This window comes from Delftia sp. RIT313 (genome assembly GCF_000632165.1).
Classification (GTDB): domain Bacteria; phylum Pseudomonadota; class Gammaproteobacteria; order Burkholderiales; family Burkholderiaceae_C; genus Comamonas; species Comamonas acidovorans.
Map to the genome: position 1 here is coordinate 65,374 of NZ_JFYT01000029.1, position 26,965 is coordinate 92,338.

Annotated in this window: 20 protein-coding genes; 7 read left to right on the forward strand and 13 right to left on the reverse strand. The window is 68.5% G+C overall.

Going from position 1 to position 26,965, the window contains the following annotated elements:
• Positions 1 to 5: 5 nt before the first annotated feature.
• Positions 6 to 971, reverse strand: coding sequence for a LysR family transcriptional regulator (locus BW39_RS04845; protein ID WP_043820247.1), 966 nt, complete (start codon positions 969 to 971; stop codon positions 6 to 8).
• Between the two features lie 129 nt (positions 972 to 1,100).
• Between BW39_RS04845 and BW39_RS04850 the strand changes: the two genes are divergently transcribed.
• Positions 1,101 to 2,279 (forward strand): MFS transporter, encoded by a 1,179-nt coding sequence (locus BW39_RS04850; RefSeq protein ID WP_043820249.1) that lies wholly within the window; start codon positions 1,101 to 1,103, stop codon positions 2,277 to 2,279.
• A gap of 3 nt (positions 2,280 to 2,282) precedes the next feature.
• Here the strand turns inward: BW39_RS04850 and uvrA are convergent, their stop codons facing one another.
• From uvrA to BW39_RS04865, 3 genes are all read right to left on the reverse strand, one after another.
• The gene (gene uvrA, locus BW39_RS04855) at positions 2,283 to 8,240 is read right to left on the reverse strand and encodes an excinuclease ABC subunit UvrA (protein WP_043820251.1); all 5,958 of its coding nucleotides are present in this window, start codon (positions 8,238 to 8,240) and stop codon (positions 2,283 to 2,285) included.
• 435 nt (positions 8,241 to 8,675) lie between these two features.
• On the reverse strand, positions 8,676 to 9,659 hold the full coding sequence (locus BW39_RS04860) for a porin (protein WP_013800410.1): 984 nt from the start codon (positions 9,657 to 9,659) through the stop codon (positions 8,676 to 8,678).
• A 396-nt stretch (positions 9,660 to 10,055) separates the two neighbouring features.
• A complete protein-coding gene (locus tag BW39_RS04865; RefSeq protein ID WP_043820253.1) occupies positions 10,056 to 11,738 on the reverse strand; it encodes an MFS transporter in 1,683 nt (560 codons plus the stop codon).
• A 303-nt stretch (positions 11,739 to 12,041) separates the two neighbouring features.
• Between BW39_RS04865 and BW39_RS04870 the strand changes: the two genes are divergently transcribed.
• The 3 genes from BW39_RS04870 to BW39_RS04880 all read left to right on the forward strand — a co-directional run bounded on the left by BW39_RS04870 (position 12,042) and on the right by BW39_RS04880 (position 14,933).
• Complete coding sequence (locus BW39_RS04870; protein ID WP_013800408.1) at positions 12,042 to 12,350, forward strand: DUF485 domain-containing protein; 309 nt, start codon at positions 12,042 to 12,044, stop codon at positions 12,348 to 12,350.
• The gene (locus BW39_RS04875) at positions 12,347 to 14,080 is read left to right on the forward strand and encodes a cation acetate symporter (RefSeq protein ID WP_012207754.1); all 1,734 of its coding nucleotides are present in this window, start codon (positions 12,347 to 12,349) and stop codon (positions 14,078 to 14,080) included. The genes BW39_RS04870 and BW39_RS04875 overlap by 4 nt, the downstream gene beginning before the upstream one ends.
• Positions 14,081 to 14,297: 217 nt before the next feature.
• Positions 14,298 to 14,933, forward strand: coding sequence for a YbhB/YbcL family Raf kinase inhibitor-like protein (locus BW39_RS04880; RefSeq protein WP_012207755.1), 636 nt, complete (start codon positions 14,298 to 14,300; stop codon positions 14,931 to 14,933).
• Between the two features lie 21 nt (positions 14,934 to 14,954).
• On the opposite strand, the gene BW39_RS04885 is transcribed toward BW39_RS04880, so the two are convergent.
• The 7 genes from BW39_RS04885 to BW39_RS04915 form a co-directional block, all read right to left on the reverse strand.
• Positions 14,955 to 15,608, reverse strand: coding sequence for a 3'-5' exonuclease (locus tag BW39_RS04885; RefSeq protein ID WP_043820256.1), 654 nt, complete (start codon positions 15,606 to 15,608; stop codon positions 14,955 to 14,957).
• Positions 15,605 to 17,458 carry a DUF294 nucleotidyltransferase-like domain-containing protein gene (locus BW39_RS04890; RefSeq protein ID WP_052155280.1) on the reverse strand — a complete coding sequence of 618 codons (1,854 nt, stop codon included), beginning with the start codon at positions 17,456 to 17,458 and terminating at the stop codon, positions 15,605 to 15,607. The genes BW39_RS04885 and BW39_RS04890 overlap by 4 nt, the downstream gene beginning before the upstream one ends.
• Positions 17,459 to 18,094 (reverse strand): DsbA family protein, encoded by a 636-nt coding sequence (locus tag BW39_RS04895; protein WP_013800404.1) that lies wholly within the window; start codon positions 18,092 to 18,094, stop codon positions 17,459 to 17,461.
• Positions 18,095 to 18,117: 23 nt separating this feature from the next.
• Positions 18,118 to 18,360 (reverse strand): DUF1289 domain-containing protein, encoded by a 243-nt coding sequence (locus BW39_RS04900; protein WP_049801477.1) that lies wholly within the window; start codon positions 18,358 to 18,360, stop codon positions 18,118 to 18,120.
• A complete protein-coding gene (locus tag BW39_RS04905; protein ID WP_013800403.1) occupies positions 18,360 to 18,863 on the reverse strand; it encodes a YbaK/EbsC family protein in 504 nt (167 codons plus the stop codon). The genes BW39_RS04900 and BW39_RS04905 overlap by 1 nt, the downstream gene beginning before the upstream one ends.
• Positions 18,864 to 18,865: 2 nt before the next feature.
• On the reverse strand, positions 18,866 to 19,807 hold the full coding sequence (locus BW39_RS04910) for a hydroxymethylglutaryl-CoA lyase (RefSeq protein WP_043820259.1): 942 nt from the start codon (positions 19,805 to 19,807) through the stop codon (positions 18,866 to 18,868).
• A gap of 109 nt (positions 19,808 to 19,916) precedes the next feature.
• On the reverse strand, positions 19,917 to 20,825 hold the full coding sequence (locus BW39_RS04915; protein WP_012207762.1) for a LysR family transcriptional regulator: 909 nt from the start codon (positions 20,823 to 20,825) through the stop codon (positions 19,917 to 19,919).
• Positions 20,826 to 20,916: 91 nt separating this feature from the next.
• Between BW39_RS04915 and BW39_RS04920 the strand changes: the two genes are divergently transcribed.
• From BW39_RS04920 to BW39_RS04930, 3 genes are all read left to right on the forward strand, one after another.
• Positions 20,917 to 21,879, forward strand: a complete 963-nt coding sequence (locus BW39_RS04920; protein WP_043820262.1) for a 3-hydroxyacyl-CoA dehydrogenase family protein — start codon at positions 20,917 to 20,919, stop codon at positions 21,877 to 21,879.
• A complete protein-coding gene (locus tag BW39_RS04925) occupies positions 21,876 to 22,757 on the forward strand; it encodes a 3-keto-5-aminohexanoate cleavage protein (RefSeq protein ID WP_043820265.1) in 882 nt (293 codons plus the stop codon). Before BW39_RS04920 ends, BW39_RS04925 begins: the two co-directional genes overlap by 4 nt.
• A gap of 108 nt (positions 22,758 to 22,865) precedes the next feature.
• Positions 22,866 to 23,900, forward strand: a complete 1,035-nt coding sequence (locus BW39_RS04930; protein ID WP_043820267.1) for a Bug family tripartite tricarboxylate transporter substrate binding protein — start codon at positions 22,866 to 22,868, stop codon at positions 23,898 to 23,900.
• Positions 23,901 to 23,909: 9 nt separating this feature from the next.
• On the opposite strand, the gene BW39_RS04935 is transcribed toward BW39_RS04930, so the two are convergent.
• Positions 23,910 to 24,830 (reverse strand): 2-hydroxyacid dehydrogenase, encoded by a 921-nt coding sequence (locus BW39_RS04935; RefSeq protein ID WP_043820269.1) that lies wholly within the window; start codon positions 24,828 to 24,830, stop codon positions 23,910 to 23,912.
• Positions 24,831 to 24,900: 70 nt separating this feature from the next.
• A complete protein-coding gene (locus tag BW39_RS32265; protein WP_043820272.1) occupies positions 24,901 to 26,919 on the reverse strand; it encodes an acetyl/propionyl/methylcrotonyl-CoA carboxylase subunit alpha in 2,019 nt (672 codons plus the stop codon).
• Positions 26,920 to 26,965: the final 46 nt, after the last annotated feature.

Genomic DNA, 26,965 nt, shown 5'->3' on the forward strand with positions numbered 1-26,965 from the left:
ACCCCTCAGGGCAGCGCCGGCAGCTGCTCCGCATGCCGCAGGTCCACATGCGCCTGCAGGAAGTCGAGCACGGCGCGCGTGCGCGGGGGCAGGCGGTCGGGCTTGCCCAGGTAGACGGCGTGGATGGGCTCCAGGTCGCCCGTGTTGAATTCCTCCAGCACGGGCACCAGCCGGCCGGCGAGCACGTCGGCCCAGGCGTGATAGAGCGACAGGCGGGCCAGGCCCGTGCCGTGCAGCGCCAGCTCGCGCATCACATCGCCGTCGTTGACGCGCACCACCTCCCCGATATCGACGGCCACGCGCTGGCCGTCCACCAGAAATGGCCAGTGCGGTATGGCGCGCTGGTAGCTCCAGCCCAGGCGCACATGGTGGCCCAGCTCGTCTGGATGCGGCGGCCTGCCCATGCGGGCCAGGTACTGCGGTGAGGCCAGGATGACCTGCCGCGTGTGGCCCAGCAGCCGCGCGACCATGTCCGAGGGCGGAAGCTGGCCCCAGCGCACGGCGATGTCCGTGCCGGCCTCGACCAGGTCCACGATCTGGTCCGTGAAGCTCAGTTCCAGGCTCAGCCCGGGATGGCGCTGCAGCAATTGCGGCACCAGGGGCACGAGCAGCATTTTTCCAGTCGATGAGCTGGTGTTGATGCGCACCAGGCCGCGTGGTTCGCTGCGCACGGCCACGCAGGCCTCCAGTTCCTCCAGGTCGGCCAGCACGCGCTTGCCGCGCTCGAACAGCTGGCAGCCTTCGGGCGTGAGATGCAGGCGCCGCGTGCTGCGCTGCAGCAGCTGCACGCCCAGGCGCGCCTCCAGCCGCGACATGCTCTTGCTGACGGCCGAGGGCGAGATGCCCAGGTGGCGCGCAGCGGCCGAGAGGCTGCCGCGCTCGGCCACCAGGATCAGCATTTCCAGCTCGGCAAAGCGGTTGGCATCGGCGCTGCCCGTGTCGGCGGCGGCGAGAGGAACAAGTGCGGGCATGGTGTCTCCGAGAAAAGGATCATCTATTCCACACAGGAACAGATCCGTTTCCATTATTCCATCTACACAAAGGTATGTTGCAGTGCGACATTAATGGACATCACACCAAGGATCACAAGGAATCCGTCCATGCCTCTTTCCCTACTCGCCCTGGCGGCCGGTGCCTTTGGCATCGGCACCACGGAATTCATCATCATGGGCCTGCTGACACAGGTCAGCCAGGATCTTCACATCAGCATTCCCACGGCGGGCTCGCTGATTTCGGGCTACGCCATCGGCGTGGCCGTGGGCGCGCCCGTGCTCACGCTGCTGACGCGCCAATGGCCGCGCAAGCGCCTGCTGCTGGCGCTGATGCTGATCTTCATTGCCGGCAACCTGGCCGCCGCGTTCGCGCCCAGCTATGAATGGCTGATGTCGGCGCGCGTGCTGACCTCGCTGACCCACGGCACCTTCTTCGGCGTGGGCGCCGTGGTGGCCACGGGCCTGGTGCCGGTGGACAAGAAGGCGTCGGCGATCGCGCTGATGTTCTCGGGCCTGACACTGGCCACCCTGCTGGGCGTGCCTGCCGGCGCCTGGATCGGCCAGATGTTCGGCTGGCGCAGCGCCTTCCTGGCCGTGGCCGCGATCGGCGTTCTGGCCTTTGCCATCCTGGCCGCCTTCGTGCCGCGCGACCAGGGCCGCCCCGAGGTCACGCCGCTGGCGCAGGAGCTGGCCGTGCTGGCCAACGGCCAGGTCTGGCTGGGCCTGGGCATCACGGCCTTCGGCTTTGCAGGCGTGTTTGCGCTCTACACCTATGTGGAGCCGCTGCTGACCCAGGTGACCCGCATGGGCGACAGCCTGGTGGCACTGACCCTGCTGCTGTTCGGCGCGGGCCTGGCCGCAGGCAATCTGCTGGGTGGCAAGCTGGCCGACCGGGGCGTGATGCGCGCACTGGTGTGGAGCATTGCGGCGTTGATGGTGGTGCTGGCGGCAGGCCGCTGGGCCTTCGGGAACCAGGCCGTGGCCATGGCCTATGTGATCGTGCTGGGCATCGTGGCTTTCGCCACGGTGGCACCCATGCAGATGCGCGTGCTGGACCAGGCCGGCCCCCAGGGTGCCAACCTGGTCTCCAGCCTGAACATTGCGGCCTTCAACCTGGGCAATGCCCTGGGTGCCTGGGTTGGCGGCCTGGCCCTGGCCGGTGGCCTGGGCCTGGTCAACCTGGGCTGGGCCGCCGCCGCGCTGACGGCCGTGGGCCTGGTGCTGGTCTTCTGGAGCAGTCGCCTGTCCGCAGGCTCCGCACGCAGCGCAGGCGTGGCCTGCGCCTGAGGCTCAACGGGCAAGCACGGGCTTGAGCGCCTTGCCCGTGTGCGTGCCCGCAGCCACCAGATCCTCGGGCGTGCCGGCCGCAATGATGCGGCCGCCGTCCTTGCCGCCTTCGGGGCCAAGGTCGATGATCCAGTCGGCCTCGGCGATCACGTCCAGGTCATGCTCGATGACGACCACGCTGTGGCCCGCATCGACCAGCCGGTGCAGCACGCGGATGAGCTTGTCCACATCGGCCATGTGCAGGCCCACCGTGGGTTCGTCCAGCACATAGAGCGTGTGCGGTGCCTTGTTGCCGCGCCGGGTCACGTCGTCGCGCACCTTGGTCAGCTCGGTGACGAGCTTGATGCGCTGGGCCTCGCCGCCCGACAGCGTGGGCGAGGGCTGGCCCAGCGTGAGATAGCCCAGTCCCACGTCCTTGAGCAGCTGCAGCGGGTGGGCGATGCTGGGCATGCTGGCGAAGAACTCGACGGCCTCGTCCACCTCCATCTGCAGCACGTCGCCAATGCTCTTGCCGCGCCAGGAGACGGCCAGGGTCTCGGGGTTGAAGCGCGCGCCGTGGCAGACCTCGCAGGGTACCTTCACGTCGGGCAGGAAGCTCATCTCGATGGTGCGCATGCCCTGGCCCTCGCAGGCCGGGCAGCGGCCTTCGCCGGTGTTGAACGAGAAGCGGCCGGCCGCGTAGCCGCGGGCCTTGGCCTCCAGCGTTTCGGCATAGAGCTTGCGGATGGTGTCCCAGAAGCCGATGTAGGTGGCCGGGCAGCTGCGCGGGGTCTTGCCGATGGGGGTCTGGTCCACTTCCAGCACGCGGTCAATGCCCTCGAAGCCCTGCAGACCCTTGCAGCCGGACAGCGGCGGCGCCTTGCCCGCGTCCATGGCATCGCGCCCGGCCTTGGTGGCGCGCTGGCCCACCCAGGCGGCCACATTGGCCAGCATCACGTCGCGCGCCAGCGTGGACTTGCCCGAGCCGCTGACGCCCGTGACGGCCACCAGGCGCTTGAGCGGCACGCGCGCATCGACGTTCTGCAGGTTGTGCAAGTGGGCGCCGCGCACGGTCAGCCAGCCCAGTGCGTCGGACGCGGGTTCGGCGTCGACAACGACAGGCGCGGCCTTCTTTTTGGATTTGGATACCTTGACAGACGCGGGTTCCGGCACCGGTTCGGCCACTGCTGCAAGCTCGGCGGCCGCCTGCGGCGGCTGGCCCTCGCCCACCCAGCGGCGCGGCTGGAAGGGGTGGCGCATGGCGTGCAGCAGGTAGCGGCCCGTGATGGAGTCCTCGGCCGCCATGATGTCGGCCGCCGTGCCCTGGGCCACGAGGCGGCCGCCACGTATGCCGGCGCTGGGGCCGATGTCGATGATGTGGTCGGCCCGGCGGATGGTGTCCTCGTCATGCTCGACCACGACCAGGGTGTTGCCCTTGTCGCCCAGCTTGTGCAGGGCGTTGAGCAGGATCTGGTTGTCGCGCGCATGCAGGCCGATGGTGGGTTCGTCCAGCACATAGCACACGCCCTGCAGGTTGCTGCCCAGTTGCGCGGCCAGGCGGATGCGCTGGGCCTCGCCGCCCGACAGCGTGGGCGCGCCACGGTCCAGCGTCAGGTAGCCCAGGCCCACTTCCTCCAGGAATTCGAGGCGGCTCTGGATCTCGGGGATGAGGTCGCGCGCAATGTCGGACTCGCGTCCGGACAGGGCCAGCGCCTGCACCCATTGGCGCACGTCGTTGACCGACAGCTGGGCGATCTCGGCAATGCCCACGCCATGGAAGCGCACGGCGCGCGCCGTGGCGTTCAGGCGTGTGCCCTGGCAGGTGGGGCAGGTCACTTCGGCCAGGTCTTCGATTTCCTGGCCTTCGAACTTGACCTCGCGGCCCCGGTTGTCCTCGACCAGCAGGGTGTCGTCATAGACCTTGCGCTGGTCCTTGGTGAGCTTGACGCCCGTGCCCACGCAGTCGGGGCACCAGCCGTGCTTGCTGTTGTAGGAAAACAGGCGCGGGTCCAGCTCGGCATAGCTGGTGGCGCAGACCGGGCAGGCGCGCTGGGTGGAGAACACCTGCAGGCTGCCGATGCCGGCCGTGCTCCGGCCGCCGGCCATGGCATCGGCCAGGTTGTCCAGGCCGGACAGCACATGCAGCACGCCCTTGCCTGTTTCCAGCGCCTGCGCCAGGTGGCCGCGCAGTTCGCGCTCGTTGGCCGCCGTGACGGTGACGCTGGCCACGGGCAGTTCGATGGTGTGCTCCTTGAAGCGGTCGATGCGCGGGAATCCCGTGGTGGGCAGGAATTCGCCGTCCACGCGCAGATGGGTGTAGCCGCGCGGGCGCGCCCAGTCGGCCAGCTCGGTGTAGACGCCCTTGCGGTTGACCACCAGCGGCGCCAGCAGGCCGATGGTCTGGCCCCTGAACTGCGTGAGCAATTGGGCCGCGATGCTTTCCGCCGTCTGCGGCTGCACGGCGGCGCCGTCGTGGATGCAGTGCTGCGTGCCCAGCTTGACGTAGAGCAGGCGCAGGAAGTGCCAGACCTCGGTGGTCGTGCCCACGGTGGACTTGCGCCCGCCGCGCGACAGGCGCTGCTCGATGGCCACGGTGGGCGGAATGCCGTAGACCGCGTCCACCTCGGGCCGGCCCGCAGGCTGGACGATGGAGCGCGCATAGGCGTTGAGCGATTCCAGGTAGCGGCGCTGGCCTTCGTTGAACAGGATGTCGAAGGCCAGCGTGGACTTGCCCGAGCCCGAGACACCCGTCACCACGTTGAACTTGCCGCGCGGAATCTCCACCGACAGCTGCTTGAGGTTGTGCTCCTTGGCATTGACGATTTCGATGGCATTCCTAGCCGCGGCGCCCGACATGGCATGCGCCTTGCGCTGGCTCTTGTAGAGCATGGGAGCGACCTCGCGCACGGCCTCGCCGCCCACGCCCATCGCCAGGTCGTACTCGCGCAGCGCCTGGGCCGTGTGCGAGCCGGGAATCTGGCGCACTTCCTCGGGCGTGCCCTGGGCCACGATGGCGCCGCCGCCGTCGCCGCCTTCGGGGCCGAGGTCGATCAGCCAGTCGCTGGCGCGGATCACGTCGAGGTTGTGCTCGATGACGATCAGCGAGTGCCCGGCCTCCAGCAGCTTGCGCAGCGCGCGCATGAGCTTGGCGATGTCGTCGAAGTGCAGGCCCGTGGTGGGCTCGTCGAACAGGAACAATGTGCCCTTCTTGGCAAGCGCCTGCTTCGACTTGGCCTGGGACTTGGCCGCCTCGGCCAGGAAGCCCGCGAGCTTGAGGCGCTGGGCCTCGCCGCCCGACAGCGTGGGCACGGGCTGGCCCAGCTTCACGTATTCAAGGCCCACATCGACGATGGGCTGCAGGGCGCGGATGACCTCGCGGTCCTGCGCGAACAGCAGGGCCGCCTCGGCCACGGTGAGTTCCAGCACATCGGCCACGTTGAGCTTGCGCGGCTGCAGCTCGCCGGCCGCGTGGCGCTCGATCGTGACTTCCAGGATCTCGGGGCGGTAGCGCGTGCCGTTGCAGTCGGGGCAGCGCAGGTAGACATCGGAGAGGAACTGCATCTCCACATGCTCGAAGCCCGAGCCGCCGCAGGTGGGGCAGCGGCCGTCGCCGCTGTTGAAGCTGAACTTGGCGGCCGTGTAGCCGCGCTGGCGCGACAGCGGCGCAATGGCGAACAGCTCGCGAATGGAGTCCCAGGCGCCCACGTAGCTGGCCGGGTTGGAGCGCGCCGTCTTGCCGATGGGCGACTGGTCCACGAACATCACGTCGCTCAGGTGGTCGGCGCCCAGCAGGCGCTCGAAGGCGCCGGCCGCATCCGTGGGCTTGCCGAAGTGGCGCATCAGCGCGGGCACCAGCACGTCCTGGATCAGCGTGGACTTGCCCGAGCCGCTGACGCCGGTGATGGTGACCAGGCGCTGCAGCGGAAAGTCCACGTCGATGCTGCGCAGGTTGTGCTCGCGCGCGCCTTCGAGGATGAGGCGCGGCGTGGATTCGGTCACCATGCGCTTGAGGCCGAAGCCCACCTGCTTGCGGCCGCCCAGGTAGGCGCCGGTCAGCGTGTCGGCATGGCGCAGGTCCTCGGGCGTGCCGTCGAACACGATCTGGCCGCCGCGCGCGCCGGGGCCGGGGCCCATGTCGATCATGCGGTCGGCCGCGAACATCACGGCCGGGTCATGCTCGACCACGACCAGGGTGTTGCCCGCATCGCGCAGGCGCTGCATGGCCTCGGTGATGCGTTCCATGTCGCGCGGGTGCAGGCCGATGCTCGGCTCGTCGAGCACGAACAGGGTGTTGACCAGCGAGGTGCCCAGGGCCGTGGTCAGGTTGATGCGCTGCACCTCGCCGCCCGACAGCGTGCGGCTCTGGCGGTCCAGCGTGAGGTAGCCGATGCCCACGTCGCACAGGTACTGCACGCGCGCCATGATTTCGGCGTGCAGCATCTTGAGCGCCTGGGCCTCGCCGTCATGCAATGGGGCGTCGGCAGCCGGCGCCAGCTGCTGGAAGAAGTCACGCAGCCGCACCAGGGGCAGCTGCATCAGGTCGTGCAGGCACAGGCCCGGCAGCGCGTCCAGCTGCTCGCGGCTCCAGGCCACGCCCTTCGGCATGAAGCGGCGGTAGCGGCCTTCGTCGCCGGGCGGCAGCACGGCATCGGCGGCCTGCTTGCCGCCCAGGCGCCACAGCAGGCTTTCGGTCTTCAGGCGCGCGCCGCCGCAGGTGGGGCATTCGGTATAGCTGCGGTACTTGGACAGCAGCACCCGGATGTGCATCTTGTAGGCCTTGCTCTCCAGGTATTCGAAGAAGCGCTTGATGCCGTACCAGGTCTGGGTCCACTTGCCGTTCCAGTTGGGCGAGCCGTCCAGCACCCAGCTCTTTTGCGCGTCGGTGAGCTTGGCCCAGGCCGTGTCGCGCGGGATGCCTTCGGCCTCGGCGTGGCGCATCAGGTCGTCCTGGATCTCCTTCCAGGCCGGTGTCTGCACGGGCTTGATGGCGCCCGTGCGCAGGGTGAGCTTGTCGTTGGGGATGACCAACCCCCAGTCCACGCCGATCACGCGGCCAAAGCCCCGGCAGGCCTCGCAGGCGCCCACGGCGGAGTTGAAGGAGAACAGCGAGGGAATCGGCTCCTGGTAGCTCAGGCCGCTTTCGGGGCAGTGCAGGCCCAGCGAGAACTTCCACAGCTGGGGCTCGGTGGGCTGGCCACCTGCAGCTTCCACGGCGGAGTCAGGCAGCACATAGACCGTCATGTGGCCGCTGCCGCGCTTGAGCGCGACCTCGATGGCCTCGTAGACACGCGCACGCTCCACATTGCCCAGGCGGAAGCGGTCGGCCACCACGTCCAGCATCTTGACCTTGAGCGGCGCCGCCGCCTTGGCCTTCTTGCCCTTGGCGTCGGCGGCAGGCTCCACGGCGCCGGCCTTCTCGGCCTCGCGCTCGGCCTGGACCTTGGTGAAGCCGCTGGCCGACAGCCATTGCTCCACCTCGGCAGCCGTGGTGTTGGCGGGCAGCTCGACGGGGAAGGTGATGGCGATGCGCGGATCACCGGCCTGCCGGCAACGCTCGGCCAGCTCCTCCAGCACGCTGTCGGGCGTGTCGTGGCGCACGGGCACGGCGGTGTCGCGGTCGAACAGCTGCGCCGCACGCGCGAACAGCAGCTTCAGGTGATCGTTGAGCTCGGTCATCGTGCCCACGGTGGAGCGCGAGTTGCGGACGGGATTGGTCTGGTCGATGGCGATGGCCGGCGGCACCCCCTCCACACGGTCCACGGCCGGCTTGTCCATGCGGTCCAGGAACTGGCGCGCATAGGCCGAGAAGGTCTCGACATAGCGGCGCTGGCCTTCGGCATACAGGGTATCGAACACCAGGCTGGACTTGCCCGAGCCGCTGGGCCCCGTGACCACGGTCAGCTCGCCGGTACGGATGTCGAGATCCAGGTTCTGGAGATTGTGCTGGCGTGCGCCGCGAATTCGAATCAGACCGTGCGTCATGGGTGTTCTGTGGTCAGTGGGAGCCAAACATTCTAGGCAGTCCATGCGTCAGGCATCAGACGCTTCTCAATACCTGTATTTTCATACAGGTTAAACAAAAAGATACCCCCTCAACGCATCCGCGCGACCATAAAAAAACCCCGGAACCAGTCCGGGGCTCGTGCCTCTTGCCGAGGGCTTACTTGGCCATCTGCACGGAGGCAGGCATGGCCTGCTCACCCGGCACGCCCTTCACCTGGGTGATGGCCAGCAGTGAGACGACGATAAAGGCCAGGCAACCGGCCGCGATGATCCTCATGGTTTTTTCCTTGATCAGGCTTTGAAAAGACGAGCCCAGACAAAAAGGCCCCGCACCTTTCGGTACGAGGCCTGATGTGGCAGGCAGGTGCTGATTGGAACAGACCTGCTTTGCTCGCGGCTTACGCCGCGCGGCGATCAGAATGCGTGACGCACGCCCAGGGCGAAGGAGGAGAAGTCCGCGCCCTTCACACCGGTCATGTAGTTGGCGCCGGCCTTGTTGTCCACCTTGGTGTAGTAGCCGTAGACCTTGGTGCGCTTGCTCAGGTTGTAGTTGTAGCCCAGGGTCCACTGGTTGGCACCGGAGTCGGCAATGTTGCTCCACTTGTTGGCGTGGCCCAGGTTCACGTGGAACTCGGAAGCGCCCAGGGTGTACATGCCCGACAGACGGAAGTTGTTGCGCGTGCCGCGGATCTGCTCGTCGTTGCGCTGGTAGTAGCCACCGACCACGAACTGGCCGAAGGTGTAGGCAGCGCGGAAGGCGGCCTGCTTGTCTTCGTCCACCTGGCTGTAGCCGGCGCCCAGGGCCAGAGGGCCCACGTCGTAGTTGACGGCCAGGTCATAGCCGTTCTTGCGAGCGGGCGTGGCCTTCTCGTGCATGGAGACCGAGCCTTCGACCGTCAGGCCACCGATGTTGGGGGTGGTGTAGGAGATCTTGTTGGCGGTGCCCAGGCCGCTGGCGAACCAGACGGGATCGAAGTACAGCGCGTCGGACGAGGTACCCGTGTCATGGTTGTGCATGCTCACGTAGTCGGCCGTGGCGAAGTACGAACCGGGGAAGAAGTTGCCCATGCGGATCTTGCCGAAGCTGCCCGACAGGTTCACTTCGCTCTGACGGCCGAAGGTCAGCGCGCCCGTGGAGGAGGAACCCATGCCGGTGTCGGAAGCGAAACCGCTTTCCAGCACGAAGCCGGCCTTCAGGCCGCCGCCCAGATCTTCGACACCGCGCATGCCCCAACGCGAGGAGTTGTTCTCCATCTTGTTGACGGTCTGGTCACCGATCTTTTCGCGTTCGATGGTCGTATTGATACGGCCATAAATCGTCACGCTGCTTTGCGCCATCACGGTGGTGGAACCCAGCACGGCCAGCACGGCCAGGGCAACGCGGTTCATCTTGATCATCTCGGCATCTCCTTGGGATTGTTGAGTGGGTATTCTTGAAATCTCAGGGCCGACTCCGGCTCTAGATCAGTGCCATTTGCGGCTGCTGCGGATTCTAGGTGCGGGCATGTCAAAAAATGTATGCCCGCCTCTGAAAATGCGCCATCTGATGCTTTGCTGCCACAGGCATGACATGGAAAACCATTAGAAGCACCCAAAGAAAAAGCCCACGGCAAACCGCCATGGGCTTTCGTCAATGCAGCGCCACAAAACACAGTCGGATACTGCGCACACCGCATGCAACCGGCGCGGCCCAACTCAGAGACGCCGAGCAAGAGCCGCCTCGCGGCGATGGCGTCGTCCCCCTCCCGCGAAGCGAGAGAGGGGGAAGGCGCGTCAGCGCCTCAGGGGGAGCCCTCAATCATTCGCGTAGATATCCACATCCTTGGTCTCGCGCAGGAACAGCGTGCCGATGATGGCCGTGGCGCCTGCAATGACGATGGGATACCAGAGACCGCTGTACATGTTGCCGGTCTGGGCCACGATGGCGAAGGACATGGTGGGCAGCAGGCCGCCGAACCATCCATTGCCGATGTGATACGGCAGGCTCATCGAGGTATAGCGGATGCGCGTGGGGAACAGTTCCACCAGCATGGCGGCGATGGGCCCGTAGACCATGGTCACGAGGATGACCAGGTAGGTCAGGATGGCGACCATCATGACCTTGTTCATCTTCGCGGGGTCGGCCTTGGTGGGGTAGCCGTCCTCGGCCAGCACCTTGGCCACGGTCTTCTTGAACTCGGCGTCCTTGGCCTTGGCTTCCTCGGGGCTCAGGCCCTTGATGGAGAACGAGGGGATCTCGGTGCTGCCGATGCGGATGAAGGCTGTCTTGCCAGGTGCTGCGTCCTCGGAGTCATAGCTGACCGAGCCTGCGGCCAGCAACTGCTTGGCCACGTCGCAGGAGCTGGTGAACTTGGAGGTGCCCGTGGGATTGAACTGGAACGAGCATTCCTTGGGATCGGCGACGATGACCACCTTGTTCTTGGCCTGTGCCGCAGCCAAGTCGGGGTTGGCCGCTTCGGTCAGCGCCTTGAACACGGGGAAGTAGGTCACCACGGCCAGCACGCAGCCCAGCATGATGATGGGCTTGCGGCCTATCTTGTCGGACAGCGAACCGAAGATCACGAAGAATGGCGTGCCGATGATCAGCGCCGCCGCGATCAGCAGATTGGCCGTCACCGCATCGACCTTGAGCTGCTGCGTCAGGAAGAACAGCGCATAGAACTGCCCCGTGTACCAGACCACGGCCTGGCCGGCGGTCAGGCCGATCAGCGCCAGGATCACGATCTTGAGGTTGCGCCATTGGCCGAAGGACTCGGTCAGCGGGGACTTGGAGACCTTGCCCTCGGCCTTCATCTTCTGGAAGGCCGGCGACTCGGACAGCGTCATGCGGATCCACACCGAGATGCCCAGCAGCACGATGGACAGCAGGAAGGGGATGCGCCAGCCCCAGTCCGCAAAGGCCTGCTCGCCGATGGAGGTGCGCACGCCCAGGATCACCAGCAGCGACAGGAACAGGCCCAGCGTTGCCGTGGTCTGGATCCATGAGGTGTAGGCGCCGCGCTTGCCGTGCGGCGCATGCTCGGCCACGTAGGTGGCCGCACCGCCGTACTCGCCGCCCAGGGCCAGGCCCTGCAGCATGCGCAGGCCGATGAGGATCACCGGCGCCGCCACGCCGATGCTGGCGTAGGTGGGCAGGATGCCGACGATGAAGGTCGACAGGCCCATGATCAGGATGGTCACGAGGAAGGTGTACTTGCGCCCGATCATGTCGCCCAGCCGCCCGAACACCAGTGCGCCGAAGGGCCGCACGATGAAGCCGGCCGCGAAGGCCAGCAGCGCGAAGATGAAGGCCGATCCCGCATCGAGCCCGCTGAAGAATTGCCTGGCGATGATGGCCGCCAGCGATCCGTAGAGATAGAAGTCGTACCACTCGAAAACCGTGCCTAGCGACGAGGCAAAGATCACCTTGCGTTCTTCCGGAGTCATGGGCCGCGGGGTCGCCTTGACCCCCGCGCCTTGCGATGCGTTGATAGCCATGTCTGTCTCCTTGATTTATTGAATATTTAGCGGGCTTGCCATAGGCCCGCCGATTCACTATCCGCCTGCCTGCTGACGCGAATCTGACTCACCTCTTACAGAAATTGACGGCGAACTGAACGATTTCTTACTAACTCAGCAGCAACCCTGATGCCGTCTTTTTCCATGTGAAAAGCACCGTAAAAACCCTGCCAAACCATGCTGCACTGCGTAAGCACTCGGTCAGAAGCGCTTTCCAGAATGCGCCGCAAGGCTGCAGATCCATGGGGCTGCCGCCGCGATTCCAACTTCAGGAGACAAACCATGACCGATCCGGTGGTAGACAAAATACAGCGCCATCCCAAATACCAGGAGTTGCGATCCAGACGCAATCGCCTGGGCCTTTTTCTGACGCTGCTGATGCTGGTCGTTTATTACGGCTATATCGCGCTGATTGCCTTCGACAAATCCTTTCTGGCCCAGCCCATTGGCGCGGGCGTGACCTCGCTGGGCATTCCGATCGCCATGGGCGTGATCGTCTTCTCGGTGATCATCACCGGCCTCTACGTGCGCCGCGCCAATGGCGAGTACGACAAGCTCACCCAGGACATCCTGAAGGACGCCACGAAATGAAGAATTCCGCACAACGCATGCTGCTGGCGCCCGCCGTGGCGCTGGCCCTGACGGGGCCCGTGCTGGCCGCCGGCGGAGATGTCGGCGTGGCCGCCAAGCAGGCCACCAACTGGACCGCCATCATTCTCTTCACGGCCTTCGTCGTGGCCACGCTGTGGATCACCAAGTGGGCTGCAGGCCGCACCAAGTCGGCCGCCGACTTCTATACGGCCGGTGGCGGCATCACGGGCTTTCAGAACGGCCTGGCGATTGCGGGCGACTACATGTCGGCCGCCTCCTTCCTGGGCATCTCGGCCTCGGTCATGGCCAGCGGCTATGACGGCCTGATCTACTCCATCGGCTTCCTGGTGGGCTGGCCCATCCTGACCTTCCTGCTGGCCGAGCGCCTGCGCAACCTGGGCAAGTTCACCTTCGCCGACGTGGCAGGCTACCGCTTCTCCCAGACACCGTTCCGCGCCTTCGCGGCCAGCGGCACGCTGGTGGTGGTGGCCTTCTACCTGATCGCGCAGATGGTGGGCGCGGGCCAGCTGATCAAGCTGCTGTTCGGCCTGGACTACTGGATCGCCGTGGTGCTGGTGGGCGGCCTGATGATGATCTACGTGCTGTTCGGCGGCATGACGGCCACGACCTGGGTGCAGATCATCAAGGCCTGCATGCTGCTGGCCGGCGTGACCTTCATGGGCTTCATGGTGCTGGCCAAGTACGGATTCAGCCCCGAGGCGCTGTTCGCCGAAGGCGTGCGCGTGCGCTCCGAGATCGCTGCCAACAACGGCGCCGACCCCTCGGCCGCCGCCAAGGCGGGCCTGGCCATCATGGGCCCGGGCGGCTTCATCAAGGACCCGATCTCGGCCATCAGCTTCGGCATGGCGCTGATGTTCGGCACGCTGGGCCTGCCCCACATCCTGATGCGCTTCTTCACCGTGCCCGATGCCAAGGAAGCGCGCAAGAGCGTGTTCTGGGCCACGACCTGGATCGGCTACTTCTACGTGCTGATCTTCATCATCGGCTTCGGCGCCATCACCCTGGTGCTGACCAACCCCGAGATGGCCGATACGGTCAAGGGCGTGATCCACGGCGGCGCGGGCACGGCCAACATGGCGGCCGTGCTGGTGGCCAAGAGCGTGGGCGGCGACGTGTTCTACGGCTTCATCTCGGCCGTGGCCTTCGCCACCATCCTGGCCGTGGTCGCGGGCCTGACGCTGTCGGGCGCCTCGGCCGTGTCGCATGACCTGTACGCCACCGTGATCAAGAAGGGCAAGGCCGACAGCGCCGCCGAGCTGCGCGTCTCGCGCATCACCACGCTGACGCTGGGCGCCATCGCCGTGCTGCTGGGCATCGTGTTCGAGAAGCAGAACATCGCCTTCATGGTGTCGCTGGCCTTCGCGGTCGCGGCCTCGGCCAACTTCCCCCCACTGCTGCTGTCGGTGCTGTGGAAGGACTGCACCACCAAGGGCGCGGTGATCGGCGGCTTCATGGGCCTGATCTCCTCCGTGGGCCTGACCGTGGTCTCGCCCCCGGTGTGGGAGGCCACGCTGGGCAACCCCGCAGGCTCGGCCTGGTTCCCCTACGCCTCGCCCGCGCTGTTCTCCATGACCATCGGCTTCGTGGGCGTGTGGCTGTTCTCGGTGCTCGACAAGAGCGCCCAGGCCGCCAAGGAACGCGCCATCTTCCCCGCGCAGCAGGTGCGCTCGGAAACAGGCCTTGGCGCCTCGGGAGCTTCGGGCCACTGAGCCACCGAGCCCCTCAGGCTCCCACCATGAAAAGCCGGGCCCAGCGCCCGGCTTTTTCGTTGGCGTGGCAGCCGCCGCCCTCAGCTTGATCGGCTGGAGAAGGCGCCTGATCGGATCTGCGATGGCCGGCGCCGTCCAGGCCTCTAGACTTGCGGGGTCTGCGCAGCTTCGCCTGTGCAGCACCGATTCCCTCTTCAACGCACAGGACAGATCCGACATGCAACTCATCAGCCAAAGCTTCCAGGACGGCCAGGCGATTCCCGGCGAATTCGCGTTCGCGGTGCCCGATGCGGCCTCGCACGTGGCGCTGTCGTCCAACCGCAACCCGCACCTGGCCTGGAGCGGCGCGCCTGCGGGCACGCAGTCCTTCGTCGTGGTCTGCCATGACCCCGACGTGCCCAGCCGCGGCGACGATGTGAACCAGGAAGGCCGCGAAGTGCCCGCCAGCCTGCCGCGCGTGGACTTCTTCCACTGGCTGCTGCTGGACATTCCGGCCGCCACCACCGAGATCGCGGCAGGCGCCCAGTCCGACGGCGTCACGCCGCGCGGCAAGAGCGGCCCGGCAGCCCCCGGCGGCCTGCGCCACGGCATCAACGACTACACGGGCTGGTTCGCGGGCGACGAGCAGATGAAGGGCGACTACTTCGGCTACGACGGCCCCTGCCCTCCGTGGAACGACAGCATCGTCCACCACTACGTCTTCACCGTCTATGCGCTGGCCACGCCCACGCTGGCGGTCTCCGGCGAGCTGACCGGCGCCAATGTGCGCGCGGCGCTGCAAGCCGGCCAGGTGCTGGGCAAGGCCAGCATCACCGGCCTGTACAGCCTGAACCCTGCGGTCTCCGCCGCTTGAGCGAACGCCTTTCCGGGCGCCCTACGTCGCGCCGGCCAGCCTGCGCAGCTTGATGAAGGCCAGCGCCGCCATCACAGCGTCGTTGAGCGCGTCGTGGGCCTCGCGCTGCGGCAGGCCCAGGTCGGCCATCAGCGTGGCAAAGCGCAGGTCGATCTCGGGCGCCTGCTGCTGCCAGGGCAGCAGTTGCCGGAAGCGGTGGTCGTAGTACAGGGCCGAGACCTCGATGCGCTCGTTGGGCAGGCCCGTGCCCAGCCAGGGACGCAGCACGCGCTCGATCATGACCACATCGAATTCCAGGTAGTAGCCGACCAGCGGGCGGCTGCCGATGAAGCGCAGCAGCTGCACCAGCGCGTCCTCGATGGCCAGGCCCCGGGCCAGGTCCCGCTCGCGCAGGCGGTGGATGCGCACGCTGTCGCCGGGCACGCTGCGCGAGGGGCGCACCAGCAGCTCCAGGCGCTCGCTGGACAGGATGCGCTCGCCCACGATGCGCACGGCGCCGATGGAGATGATCTGGTCGCAGCGCACATCCAGGCCCGTGGTCTCGCAGTCCAGCGCCACCCATTCGCCGGGCGGCGGCGCGTCGAAGAGAAAGGCATAGGCCGGGTCCGCCAGCCTGCGCCGCTGCCAGTTGCGCCGCAGGCCCGCCACCCAGCGCTGCAAGGGCGCCGCGCTCATACGGCGTCCAGCCGCAGGCGCTGGCGCAGCAGTTCGCGGAAGCGCCGCACCACGGCCAGCGTGTCCTTGAGCAGATCACGCTCCAGGCTGCTCAGGCGAGCCGGGTCCACATGGCCGGTGACGGGGCGGCCCAGGTCGATCTCGGCCAGTCCCGCCTGCAGGCGCAGGCCCATGAGGAAATGCAGGCCCTGGAGCAGCTCCTGGCCCTGGGCGCTGTCGAGCACGCCCTTGTCCACCAGGGCCGCGATGCGCTCGGCCGTGCCGGTGGCGGCGATGCGCTGGGACAGCGCCAGACTGCGCACGCCATGGACGATGGGGAAGATGCCGGCCTTCTTGAGGTGCACGGGCGCGCCCTCGCCGCCGCGGCCCAGCAGCCGCTCCCACCAGCTGCCCGGCTCGTGCGCGAAGGCGTCGACGGCCGAGGCGAAGCGCGCCACCTGGGCATCGCTGTCCAGGGCCAGCGCCATCAGGTCGCGCCGCACCGTGGCCAGCAGCGCGGCATCGCCGGCCACGGCATGGGCGTCCAGGAAGATCGCCAGGTGCATGAGGCCCTCGGGGCCGGGCAGGATCAGCCATTCGCGCACCTGCCTGCCGAAGCTGGCCACCGTGCCGCGCCATTGCGGGTTGCTGAGCATGATGCCGCCCGGGCATTCGGGGTAGCCGAAGCGCTGCAGCTGCGCGGAAAAGCGCGCGCAGATGGCATCGAGGTCCTGGGGCGGCGCATAGCCGTCGCGCAGCAGCAGGCCGTTGTCCTGGTCGGTCTTGAGCAACTGCTCGCCGCGCCCCTCGCTGCCCATGACGAAGAGGCAGCTGTGGGCCACCAGGTCCGGCGGCGCCAGCATCTGCCAGGCACGCTCGAACAGGCGCGCATTGAGCTGCTGCACCAGCCGCGCCATCAGGGCCACCCGCGTGCCGCCCCGGTGCAGGGCGGCCACCAGGCGCGTGATCTGGGCGGCGGCCTGCTCCAGCGCCTGCAGGTCGGCGGCCTGCTCGATCTGCACGGTGATCAGGTGGGAGTGGTTGGCCAGGAAGCTGAACAGGTCCAGCGCCTCCAGGATGCCCAGCACCTGGCCCTGTGCATCCAGCACGGCCAGCCGGTGCACGCGCGCACGCAGCAGCACGACCAGGGCATCGCCCAGCTGGTCGTCGGCGCGCACGGTGAACACGGGCTGGCTGGCGAATTCGCCCACGGCCAGCCGGTCCAGCGGGCGGCCGTCCAGGATGGCGCGCTGCAGCGTGGTGCCCGTGAAGATGCCCAGGCCGCCCTGCGGCAGTCCCGAGATCAGCACGCAGGTTGTGCGCTCGGCATGGAACAGGCGCACCACGGAGACGATGTCGGTGGCCGCATCCACCACATGGGCGGCACGCAGATAGGCCTGGTCCACGCGCGCCAGCGTCAGCGACTGCAATTCGTGCCGGTCGGCGCGCTGGGCCAATGTGCCCAGCTTGTGGCCCAGGTCGGAGAACAGCAGGGCGCCAAAGGCCGTGTTGCGCGCGATCAGCTCGCCCACGGTTTCGCGCGCAAGCTGGTAGGCGATGAGCTCCTCGGCCACAGTGAAGCGGCTACCCGTGCGGCCGGCCACCAGGGCGCGGCCGTCGAAGCTGTCGTCGGGGCCGTAGCTGGCCAGCACCTCGTCGCCCTCGGTCTGCACCACATGGCCCTTGATGATGACGAACAGGTGGGTGGGCGCCGAGCCCGCGTCCAGCACCACGGCGCCCTCGGGGAAGTAGGCGATGTCCACGCCATCGCGCACCAGCGCCTGTTCGTCGGGCGTGAGGCAGTCGAAGGGCGAGGCGGCGAAGTTGAAGGCGTTGGGCATGGGGCGGGGCCGTTGTTCCAGCCCCGCCATTCAAACCTTCAGGCCTTGCTCCACGCTTGCAGCCGCGTCCCAGCCGCTGTCGAACCAGCTGTCGCCCTCCAGGTAGGCGCGCAGCATGGGCAGGCTGTCCAGGCCCCAGAAGAGGCGGCCATCGACCTCCCACGCCGGCACGCCGAACAGGCCTTGCGCGGCGGCGGCGTCGGTGTTCTCGCGCAGCAGGCGCTTGGCGTTGTCCGCCGCATCCGTGCGCAGCTGCGGCGCCAGCGTGGCGCGCAGTGCGTCGAGCCGCGCGGGGTCCAGCGCGTCGGCGCCGCCCAGCCAGACATGGCGCAGCACGGCGTCCGCCACAAAGCGGTTGATGGAGCCGTCATCGCTGCACTCCAGCGCCAGGCGCAGCAGCGGCAGCGGGTTGAACGGATGGCGGGCCGGCATGTCCAGCCCCACGCCCGTGGCATGGCCCAGCCAGCTCACATGGCGGTAGGTCCATTCGCGCTTGCCCGCGATGCCGGCCGGTCCCGGGTTGGCGTGGCGCTGCAGCAGCGCGCCCAGCAGCACGGGGCGGTACTGCATGTGGTGGCTGATGCCCTGCAGCGCCTGCGGCAGTTGCGCGAACGCCAGCCAGGCATAGGGCGAGATGAAGTCGAGATGGAAGGTGATCTGCTTCATGGCGGGTGCGTCGTGATGGGGATCTAGGGTGCGGTGGCCGCGATGCCTGCGCGCTCCAGCAGCGCGTTCCAGATCGCCAGGCGCTGCGGCGCATCGGACTTGGACCAGGCGCGGATCTCGTCGATGGTGCGAAAGCACCCTTCGCAATGGCTGCGGTCGGGCGTCATGCGGCAGACCGAGATGCAGGGCGAGAGCACGGGCTCCTCTTCGGCACGCGGAGCGTATGCGGCGCGGGCCTTCTGGGCCAGCATTTCCTTGGGGCCCATCATGCCGCCACCTCCTGCACCACGTCGGCCCAGGGCGCGCCGGCCAGCAGTTGCAGCGCAGCCGGCGTGGCCGCGAACACCGCATGCGGATGGCCGGCGGCCGCCCAGACGGTGTCGAAACGCTGCAGCTCCCGGTCCACCAGGGTCACGGGCGTGTTGGCATGGGCCACGGGGCTGACGCCGCCGATGGAAAAGCCCGTCTGCGCCTTGACGAAGTCGGCATCGGCACGGCCCACGGGGCCGACCAGGGCCGCGACCTTCTTCTCGTCCACGCGGCGGTCGCCCGAGGCCACGACCAGCACGGCCACGCCGTCGCTGCGGCGGCGGAAGATGATGCTCTTGGCCACCTGGCCCACGAGGATGCCCAGCTGGTCGGCCGCTTCCTGGGCCGTGCGCGCGGCGCCGTCCAGCATGCGCGGTCCGTCGCCGTGGCCGGCCTGCTGCAGGAAGGCCGCCACGCGCTGCACGCCTTCGGGAAGATGGTGGAGTTCAGATCCGCACATGCTCACACCGCCTCGCATGCAGCCGCGCTGGCGCGCTTGGTGAGCAGTGCCTTGGCCACGCGCGACTGCGTGGGGCGGCCCAGGTGGTCGCTGATGAACTGGCCGGCGTCAATCAGCTTGTCCAGGTCGATGCCGGTCTCTATGCCCATGCCCTGCAGCATGTAGACCACGTCCTCCGTGGCCACATTGCCCGTGGCGCCCTTGGCGTAGGGGCAGCCGCCCAGGCCCGCCACCGAGGTGTCGAACTGCCACACGCCCAGCGACAGCGCGGCCAGCGTGTTGGACACGGCCTGGCCGTAGGTGTCGTGGAAATGGCCCGAGACATCGTCGATGGCGAAGTGCTGCAGCGTGGCCTCGATGGCCTTGCGCACCTTGACGGGCGTGCCCACGCCGATGGTGTCGGCCACGCCCACATGCTGCACGCCGATGCCCTTCATGAGGCCGGCCAGGTAGGCCACGCGCTCGGGGGCGATCTCGCCTTCGTAGGGGCAGCCCACGGTGCAGCTCATGGCGCCGCGCACGTAGATGCCCTGGGCGCGGGCGGCTTCGGCCACGGGGGCGAAGCGCTCGATGCTTTCGGCAATGGAGCAGTTGATGTTCTTCTGGCTGAAGGCCTCGCTGGCTGCGCCGAAGACCACGATCTCGTCGGGCCACAGTTCGCGCGGCGCCGACAGCGCGGCCTCCAGACCCTTCATGTTGGGCGTGAGCACGCTGTAGCGCACGCCGGGGCGGCGGACGATGCCGGCCATGACTTCGGCGTTGTCGGCCATCTGCGGCACCCATTTGGGGCTGACGTAGCTGGTGACCTCGATTTCCTTGAGGCCGGCTTCCTGCAGGCGGTGCACCAGCTCGATCTTGACGGCGGCGGGCACGGGCTGTTTTTCATTCTGCAGGCCGTCGCGGGGGCCTACATCGACGAGTTTGACGCGGGAAGGAATGCTCATGGGGTGTTCTCACCGGGATGACGGGTACGGCCCCTATTGTCCAGGCTTGCAGGCCCGGGCACCACCCCATATCCTGCCGGGCCATGCACAACGGCTGCCAGCGCCCCCTTCAGCCCGGCAGGGCCGCCATTTCCTCGCGCAGCATCTCCACCATGCGCGCGGCAGCCGGCGACAGGCGGCGGCCGCTCAGGCGCACCAGGCCGATGGGGCGGCGCAGCACCGGCCGTGCCAGCGGGCGCGCCACCACTTCCGGCCGCTGCACCACCTGCGCGGCCAGCAGGGGCAGCGCGCTCACGCCCAGATCGGCGGCCACCATGGCCGCGATGGTGGCCAGGTGCTCCACGGCGTACTGGGGCGCAAAGCGTATGCCGTGGGTCAGCAGGGCCTCGTCGGCGTACTGGCGCACGCTGGTGCCGGCCGGCATGGAGATGTGGGGCAGATGGGCCACGTCGGCCCAGCCCAGATCGCCGCGCCCGCGCGCCAGCGCATGGCCGCGGCCCAGCAGCAGCACGAAGCGGTCGGAGGCCAGGGGCAGGTAGTCCAGGTCGGCATAGGCGGGGTTGGCCGCCGTGAGCGCAAAGTCCACGCGGCCTGCGCGCACCATGTCGAAGGCCGGCCCGGCCAGGCTGTCGAACAGTTCCAGATGCACGCCCGGATGCTCGGCCGCGAAGCGCGCCAGCACGCGGGGCAGCAGGCCCGCGGCCAGCGAAGGCAGGGCCGCCAGCGCCAGCCGGCCCACCTGCACCTGGGCCACCTCCTGCACGCGGCGCACGGTCTCGTCCATCTGGTGGCGCAGGATGCGCGCCTGCTCGGCGAAGACCTCGCCGGCCTGTGTCAGTTCCACGGCGCGCGTGGTGCGCTCGAACAGGCGCGCGCCCAGCATCTCTTCCAGCCGCGCCAGCGTGCCCGAGACGGCCGACTGCGACAGGTGCATCTGCAGCGCCGTGCGCCGAAAGCTCAGCGAATCGGCCAGCGCCAGAAAGACATCGACCTCGCGGGCCGACCAATTGATCTTCATAGCCGATCAGTTTAGCGAAAAATGCGTCTTTACCGTTCAATGACGGCTGCCTAGACTGCGCCTCAAATCCATGAAATCAGCAGGAGACAGCATGCACAGCAGTTCGCCGCGCAACGCGCGCACGGTGGTCGTCGGGGGAGGCACCATGGGTGCCGATGTGGCCGTGGTCCTGGCCCGGGGCGGCGCCCTGGTGACCGTGGTCGACCCCGGCGCGGCACGGCGCGAGCTGCTGCTGCAGCACATTGCCATCGAGCTGGCCACGGCCGGCTTTGCCCGGTGCGCGTCCCAGGTCTCGGTCTGCGCGGCGCTGGAGGATGTGGCCTGGGATGGCGTCGCCCTGGTGGTGGAATGCATCACCGAGCGGCTGGATGCCAAGCAGGCGCTGTTCGCCGAACTTGAGGCGCATGCGCCGGCCGACGCCGTGCTGGCCAGCAACAGCTCGGGCTTTCCCATCAGCGCCATCGCCAGCGGCCTGCCCACGGCGCAGCGCATGCTGGGCCTGCACTTCTTCATGCCCGCCCATTTGGTGCCACTGGTGGAAGTGGTGCTGGGAGAGCGCAGCGACCCGGCCCTGGGCCAGTGGCTGCACGGCTTCATGCGCGGCTGCGGCAGCGTGCCGGTGCTGGTGAAGAAGGACAAGCCCGGCTTTCTGGCCAACCGCATGCAGCATGCGCTGTCGCGCGAGGCCTTCGCCCTCATCGACGAGGGCATTGCCTCGCCCGAGGACGTGGATGCCGCCGTGCGCTTCGGCTTCGGCTTCCGCTTCCTGGCAGCCGGCCCCGTGCTGCAGCGCGACCATGCGGGCATCGAGGTGCACTGCGCGGCCGCCGCCACCATGTACCCCACGCTGTCCAACACCGATGTGCCGGCCCAGGCCCTGCGCGATCGCGTGGCGCGCGGCGATCTGGGCATGAAGACCGGCAAGGGCTTCTTCGACTGGCCCGAGGACCGCCGCCTGGCCGAGCGTTCCCGCTACGACGCGCTGCTGCGCCAGGGCCTGGCCCTGCTGGCCAGCGAGCTGCCGGTGCCGGAGCAGGCACAGGACACGCCATGAGCACGCCGGTCCCCAAGTCAACCGCGTCGCCCACATCGCCCACGTCAACCACGTCGCAGTGGAGCGACACGCTGATCGTCACCGTGGCCCCCAACGGCGCCTACAAGCAGCCGGCCGACCACCGAGCCCTGCCGATCACACCGCAGGCGCTGGCTGCCACGGCACGCGCCTGCCTGGATGCCGGCGCGGCCATGATCCACATGCACATCCGCGACGCCCAGGGGCGCCACAGCCTGGATGTGGACGGCTACCGCGAAGCCTGGCGCGTGGTGCGCGAGGCCGTGGGCACGGACATGGTGGTGCAGATCACCAGCGAGGCGGCCGGCGTCTACCGCGCGCCCGAGCAGATCGCCATGGTGCAGGCGCTGCGGCCCGAGGCCGTCTCCATCGGCCTGCGCGAGATCGACCAGCCCGAGATCGGCGATGCGGGACTGGCGCACTTTTTCACGGGCCTGGTGCGCGACCAGGTCATGGTGCAGGTCATCCTCTACGACGTGGCCGACCTGCGCCGCTGGCAGGCGCTGCGCGCCCAGGGCGTGGTGCCCGAGGCGCCCTGGTTCCTGCTCTTCGTGCTGGGCCGCTACAGCGCTGGCCAGACCTCGCGGCCCCAGGACCTGCTGCCCTTTCTTGCGGCGCATGACGGCGGCGAGCCCTGGGCCGTGTGCGCCTTCGGCGCCACGGAAAACACCTGCATCGCGGCAGCCGCCGCGTTTGGCGGCCATGCGCGCGTGGGCTTCGAGAACAACCTGCTGACGCGGGACGGCCACACCGCGCCCGACAACGCCGCCCTGGTCCGCCAGGCCGTGGTGTCCGCCCAGGCGCTGGGCCGCCCCCTGGCCACGGCCGACGACATACGCCGGCGCTTCACACCGGGCTGAGCACCAGGCGCCTTACAGGCCCATAAGCCCATAAGCCCATAAGCCGATAGGCCCATGAGCCCGCACAAGACGGGCCTTCCATTCCAACCAAAGGCAGGAGACACAACCATGCAACAGCCCACCCACGGCACGCGGCGTGACGCCATCGCCAAAATCAAGGCAGCCACCGCATTCACGGCGCTTCCCCTGGCCTTCATGGCCCTGGGCCTGGCGGGCCAGGCCTCGGCCCAGACCCCGTCGCCGGCGTTCCCCAGCAAGACCATCCGCTTCGTCGTGCCCTATCCACCCGGCGGCCCCACCGACCTGATGGCACGCATGCTGCAGCCCGAGCTGCAGCAGCGCCTGGGCGTGACCGTCATCGTGGAGAACAAGAGCGGCGCGGGCGGCAACCTGGGCAGCGCCGAGGTGGCCCGCCAGGCGCCCGCCGACGGCCACACCCTGCTGCTGGCCGCCAGCGGCCCCATGGCCGTGAATTCCTCGCTGTACAAGAGCATGCCCTTCAACCCGCTCAAGGACCTGGAGCCCGTGGTGCAGCTGTCGGCCTTCCCGCTGGTGCTGGAGGTCCATCCCTCGCTGGGCGTCAAGACCGTGGCCGAGCTGCTGGCCCTGGCCAAAACGGGCAAGACGCTGAGCTTTGCCTCAGCCGGCAATGGCACGCCCCAGCACCTGGCGGGCGAGCTGTTCAACTCCATGGAGCAGGTCAAGCTGGGCCATGTGCCCTACCGGGGTGCAGGACCGGCACTCAACGACCTGATCGGCGGCCAGGTGGGCGTGATGTTCGACATCGTGGGCAGCTCGCTGCAGCACATCCAGGGCGGGCGCCTGATCCCGCTGGCCGTCACCTCGGCCGAGCGCACCAAGGTGCTGCCCGACGTGCCCACCATGGCCCAGGCCGGCGTACCCGGCTACCAGATCACGGGCTGGCATGGCATTGCCGTGCGCGCGGGCACGCCGCCCGCCGCCATCGACAAACTCAATGCCACGGTCAACGCCATCTTCAAGGACCCGGCCTTTCGCACGCGCTGGGAGGCCATAGGCACGCCGGCCGTGGGCGGCACGGCGGCCGAATTCGGCGCCTTGATCAAGAGCGACTCCCAGCGCCTGGGTGCGCTGGTGCGCAGCACCGGCGTGACGCTGGACTGAGCGCGCCCGTCAGTAGCCGCGCCGCAGGTCCACGCGGCCGCTCACGGCCTCGCCCCGGCTCAGCGCCGCGACCTTGCCCACGATCTGCTCCACGCTGTCGCGCGCCAGGGTGCGGGCCGAGGTGTGGGGCGTGAGCGTGATGCGCGGATGCCGCCAGAAGGCATGGCCGTCGGGCAGCGGCTCGGTGCGGAACACGTCGAGCAACGCGCCGGACACATGGCCCCCGTCGATGGCGGCGATGAGGTCCTCGTCCGCCACATGACCGCCGCGTCCCACGTTGATCACATAGGCGCCCGGCTGCAGCAGGGCCAGGCTGCGCGCGTCGATGATGCTGTCGGTCTCGGGCGTCAGCGGCAGCAGGTTGACGAGGATGCGGGTGGCGCGCAGAAAGGCGTCGAAGTCCTGCGGGCCGCAGAAGCCCCGCACGCCGTCGATGGCATGCGGCGTACGGCTCCAGCCGTTGACGGGGAAATCGAACACCGTCAGCGCGCGCGCCACGCGCTCGCCCATGCGGCCCAGCCCCATGACGCCCACGGGGAAGTCGGCACGCCGGGGATTGGGCCGGTGCTGCCACAGGCCGGCGGCCATGTCGGCCTCGTAGCCGTCCAGGCCGCGGAAGAAGCGGATCACGGCCTGGCAGACATATTCGGCCATCTGCACGGCCATGCCGGCGTCCTCCAGGCGGTAGACGGGAAGGTCGGCCGGCAGGCGCAGCGGCAGCAGCGCATCGACACCCGCGCCGATGTTGAACACGGCCTTGAGGCCCGGCTGCTCGTCGATGAAGCGCTGGGGTGGCGCCCAGACCAGGGCGTAGTCGGCCTGCGGCGCGCCCGGCGACCAGATGTCCACCTCGGCGCCCGGCAGGGCCGCGCGCAGTCCTTGCAGCCAGGCGTCGGGCCTGGTGTCTTCGCAGCAGAAAGTCACTCGCATAGGGGGCCAAGCCTAACGGCCTGGCGACGCCCACGCGCGACTTTTGCGCAAAACTGTCTTGCCTGCGGGCTCAGCTTTCCAGGCGCAGCAGCTCGGAGCCTTCGGTCACCTGGTCGCCGGGCGCGTACAGCAGCTCGGCCACCACGCCGTCGCCGGGCGCGGCGATGGTGTGCTCCATCTTCATGGCCTCCATCACGGCCAGCGGCTGGCCCTTGCTGACCTTGTCTCCGGCCTTGACGGCAAAGGAGACCACCTTGCCCGGCATGGGCGCCGTCAGGCGGCCGCCTTCGGACTGCACCTCGCCCGCATGGGCCAGCGGATCGGCAAGGCCCAGCACGGCCGCGCCCTGGGGGGCGAACACATGGCATTGCTCGCCCAGCACATGGACCTGGGCGCGCAGGCGCTGGCCCGCGAACTGCACGTCGAAGGCGCCGTCCCCGGCCTGTTGCCAGGACAGCAGGCCCTCGGCGAGGGACTCGCCCTCGCCCACGGCCAGTTGCAGCGCGCCGTCATGCAGGTAGCGCAGGCGCGCGGGCACGGCGGCCTCGCCCTGACGGAAGTCCCAGCGCCGCTCGGCCACGCCGTGCGAGCGCCAGCCGTCGCGGCGGCTGAAGGGGTCGGTGGTTTCCTGCGCGCGCTCGGCCTGCAGCACCTGGGCCACGGCGGCGGCCACGGCCTGGGCCTGCGGCAGGCGCTGCTGGTGGAACAGATGCTGCTTCTCGCGCTCGATCAGCGCCGTGTCCAGCTTGGCGGTTGCAAAGGCATCGCTGGCGATGACCAGGCGCAGGAACTGCACATTGGTGGCCAGGCCCACGATGCGTGTCTCGGCCAGGGCGGCATCGAGCCGCGCCAGCGCCTGTTCGCGCGTGCCGCCATGCACGATGAGCTTGGCGATCATGGAGTCGTAGAAGGGGCTGATGGCATCGCCCTCGCGCACGCCATCGTCCACGCGCACGTCGCCGACATGGAAGCTGGCGCAGTCGGGCTTGCGGTAGACATGCAGGGTGCCGGTGGCGGGCAGGAAGCCGTTGTCGGGGTTTTCGGCGCAGATGCGCGCCTCGATGGCGTGGCCGGTGATGCGCAGCTCGTCCTGGCGCTTGGGCAGGGGCAGGCCGCTGGCTACGCGCAGCTGCCAGTCCACCAGGTCCTCGCCCGTGATGGCCTCGGTCACCGGGTGCTCGACCTGCAGGCGGGTGTTCATTTCCATGAAGTAGAACTTCATGGCCTCGGGCTGGTCGTAGCCGCCGGGCTGCTCGACGATGAATTCCACCGTGCCCGCGCCCACGTAGTTCACGGCCTGGGCGGCGGCCACGGCGGCCTCGCCCATCTTCTGGCGCAGCGCGGGCGTCATGCCAGGCGCTGGGGACTCCTCCAGCACCTTCTGGTGGCGGCGCTGGACCGAGCAGTCGCGCTCGAACAGGTAGACGCAGTTGCCCTGGGTGTCGCCAAAGACCTGGATTTCGATGTGGCGCGGGCGCAGCACGTATTTCTCGACCAGCACGGCGTCGTCGCCGAAGCTGTTGATGGCCTCGCGCTGGCAGCTGGCCAGGGCGGCGGCGAAGTCCTCGCTGCGCTCGACCAGGCGCATGCCCTTGCCGCCGCCGCCCGCGCTGGCCTTGATCAGCACCGGGTAGCCGATGCGGTCGGCCTCGCGCTGCAGCAGCTGCGGGTCCTGGTCGGCCCCGTGGTAGCCGGGCACCAGGGGCACGCCGGCCTTTTCCATGAGCTGCTTGGAGGCCGCCTTCAGGCCCATGGCGCGGATGGCCGAGGGCGGCGGGCCGATGAAGACCAGGCCGGCATCGGCGCAGGCCTGGGCGAATTCCTCGTTCTCGCTGAGAAAGCCGTAGCCGGGGTGGATGGCCTGGGCGCCCGTGGCCTTGGCGGCCTCCAGGATGCGTTCCCAGCGCAGATAGCTGTCCTTGGGGGCGCTGCCGCCGATGTGCACGGCCTCGTCGCAGGCCTGCACATGCTTGGCGCGGGCATCGGCGTCCGAGTACACGGCCACGGTGCGCACGCCCATGCGGCGGGCGGAAGCCGCGACGCGGCAGGCGATTTCACCGCGGTTGGCGATCAGGATCTTCTTGAACATGCGTTATCTCCAGTGTTTTCTCTGCAGCCCCGGTCATTCGGCGACC

Excerpts from the sequence above, each read along its gene's own strand:
- BW39_RS04845 (WP_043820247.1), bottom strand. The coding sequence starts at position 971 with ATGCCCGCACTTGTTCCTCTCGCCGCCGCCGACACGGGCAGCGCCGAT.
- BW39_RS04850 (WP_043820249.1), top strand. The coding sequence starts at position 1,101 with ATGCCTCTTTCCCTACTCGCCCTGGCGGCCGGTGCCTTTGGCATCGGC.
- uvrA (WP_043820251.1), bottom strand. The coding sequence starts at position 8,240 with ATGACGCACGGTCTGATTCGAATTCGCGGCGCACGCCAGCACAATCTC.
- BW39_RS04860 (WP_013800410.1), bottom strand. The coding sequence starts at position 9,659 with ATGATCAAGATGAACCGCGTTGCCCTGGCCGTGCTGGCCGTGCTGGGT.
- BW39_RS04865 (WP_043820253.1), bottom strand. The coding sequence starts at position 11,738 with ATGGCTATCAACGCATCGCAAGGCGCGGGGGTCAAGGCGACCCCGCGG.
- BW39_RS04870 (WP_013800408.1), top strand. The coding sequence starts at position 12,042 with ATGACCGATCCGGTGGTAGACAAAATACAGCGCCATCCCAAATACCAG.
- BW39_RS04875 (WP_012207754.1), top strand. The coding sequence starts at position 12,347 with ATGAAGAATTCCGCACAACGCATGCTGCTGGCGCCCGCCGTGGCGCTG.
- BW39_RS04880 (WP_012207755.1), top strand. The coding sequence starts at position 14,298 with ATGCAACTCATCAGCCAAAGCTTCCAGGACGGCCAGGCGATTCCCGGC.
- BW39_RS04885 (WP_043820256.1), bottom strand. The coding sequence starts at position 15,608 with ATGAGCGCGGCGCCCTTGCAGCGCTGGGTGGCGGGCCTGCGGCGCAAC.
- BW39_RS04890 (WP_052155280.1), bottom strand. The coding sequence starts at position 17,458 with ATGGCGGGGCTGGAACAACGGCCCCGCCCCATGCCCAACGCCTTCAAC.
- BW39_RS04895 (WP_013800404.1), bottom strand. The coding sequence starts at position 18,094 with ATGAAGCAGATCACCTTCCATCTCGACTTCATCTCGCCCTATGCCTGG.
- BW39_RS04900 (WP_049801477.1), bottom strand. The coding sequence starts at position 18,360 with ATGGGCCCCAAGGAAATGCTGGCCCAGAAGGCCCGCGCCGCATACGCT.
- BW39_RS04905 (WP_013800403.1), bottom strand. The coding sequence starts at position 18,863 with ATGTGCGGATCTGAACTCCACCATCTTCCCGAAGGCGTGCAGCGCGTG.
- BW39_RS04910 (WP_043820259.1), bottom strand. The coding sequence starts at position 19,807 with ATGAGCATTCCTTCCCGCGTCAAACTCGTCGATGTAGGCCCCCGCGAC.
- BW39_RS04915 (WP_012207762.1), bottom strand. The coding sequence starts at position 20,825 with ATGAAGATCAATTGGTCGGCCCGCGAGGTCGATGTCTTTCTGGCGCTG.
- BW39_RS04920 (WP_043820262.1), top strand. The coding sequence starts at position 20,917 with ATGCACAGCAGTTCGCCGCGCAACGCGCGCACGGTGGTCGTCGGGGGA.
- BW39_RS04925 (WP_043820265.1), top strand. The coding sequence starts at position 21,876 with ATGAGCACGCCGGTCCCCAAGTCAACCGCGTCGCCCACATCGCCCACG.
- BW39_RS04930 (WP_043820267.1), top strand. The coding sequence starts at position 22,866 with ATGCAACAGCCCACCCACGGCACGCGGCGTGACGCCATCGCCAAAATC.
- BW39_RS04935 (WP_043820269.1), bottom strand. The coding sequence starts at position 24,830 with ATGCGAGTGACTTTCTGCTGCGAAGACACCAGGCCCGACGCCTGGCTG.
- BW39_RS32265 (WP_043820272.1), bottom strand. The coding sequence starts at position 26,919 with ATGTTCAAGAAGATCCTGATCGCCAACCGCGGTGAAATCGCCTGCCGC.